The sequence below is a fragment of the Pseudarthrobacter sp. fls2-241-R2A-168 genome, assembly GCF_030209335.1.
Lineage (GTDB): Bacteria > Actinomycetota > Actinomycetes > Actinomycetales > Micrococcaceae > Arthrobacter.
Map to the genome: position 1 here is coordinate 1 of NZ_JARVSG010000049.1, position 1,366 is coordinate 1,366.

Genomic DNA, 1,366 nt, shown 5'->3' on the forward strand with positions numbered 1-1,366 from the left:
ACGGGGGTGTCAGTAATTTTGTGTTCGGGCATAACATGAGTAAGAGGTGCATGTATGCCAACCAAAAAGAAACCCGCGTTGCGAGAGCTGCCGAAAATCCCGAAAGAGCTGCTCGAGCAATTCACCGATGGACCGATGACCGCTGAAGCCATCGAGGACGCGTCTGCAGCGTTCAAGAAGGCTTTGATCGAGCGAGCGCTGAGTGCTGAGCTAGGTCACCACTTGGGCTATCCGCCGGGCGCGCAGCGCCCGGAAGATGAAACCAACCAGCGCAATGGCAAAAGCGGCAAGACGGTTCTAACCGGCGATGGCCCGCTCCGGCTGGATATTCCTCGCGATCGGGACGGCAGTTTTTCTCCCATCCTGATTCCCAAGCACGAGCGCCGCTACACCGGGTTCGATGACAAGATCATCGCCATGTATGCCCGTGGAATGACGGTCAGAGAGATCCGTGCGTTTCTTTCCGAGCAGTACGGTACTGACGTTTCTCCCGACTTCATCAGCTCTGTAACCGACGAGGTCATGGCAGAGATCGGTGCATGGCAACAGCGGCCTTTGGAGCCGATGTATCCGGTTATTTTTTTCGATGCTCTACGGGTCAAAATCCGCGAAGAGGGGCTGGTTCGCAACAAGGCGATCTACTTGGCGCTGGGTGTTTTGCCTGACGGAACACGCGATATTCTCGGCATCTGGATAGAAAACACCGAGGGCGCCAAGTTCTGGATGAAGGTTTTCAACGACCTCAAGACACGCGGCGTCGAAGACGTGTTGATTGCTGTGACCGATGGACTGAAAGGCATGCCAGAAGCGCTCAACGCTGTATTTCCAGACACGACACTGCAAACATGCATTGTTCATCTGATCCGCAACAGCCTTGATTACGCGGCTTGGGACAAGCGTCGCGAACTGGCCAAGGCGCTTAAGCCGATCTATCAGGCGGTGACCGCCGAAGCGGCCGAGCAGGCGCTGGATGCGTTTGAAAGTGGGCCATGGGGCAAGCAATATCCGACGGTAGTGGCTGCCTGGCGTCGCGCTTGGGATCGTGTGATCCCATTTTTCGTGTTCCCGCCGGCGATCCGAAAAGTGATCTACACGACCAACGCCATCGAGAGCATCAACGCTCAATTGCGCAAGATCATCAAGACGCGCGGCCACTTCCCGACCGACGATGCGGCGACAAAACTGATCTGGCTTGGACTGCGCAATATCACCGCCAATTGGGGTTCAGCGGCCCATGACTGGAAAAGCGCGATGAATCAATTTGCGATTCTTTACGGAGATCGATTTATCAGGCCTACCTGGTAAAAGCACGGCCTGCCTGACGGCAGGCCGTTACCGGCCCGCACACAAAATATCTGACAGTCCC

At 55.9% G+C, this 1,366-nt stretch carries 1 protein-coding gene; it reads left to right on the plus strand.

Going from position 1 to position 1,366, the window contains the following annotated elements:
* Positions 1-54 precede the first annotated feature (54 nt).
* The gene (locus tag QRN11_RS21415) at positions 55-1,305 is read left to right on the plus strand and encodes an IS256 family transposase (protein ID WP_102625793.1); all 1,251 of its coding nucleotides are present in this window, start codon (positions 55-57) and stop codon (positions 1,303-1,305) included.
* Positions 1,306-1,366 lie beyond the last annotated feature (61 nt).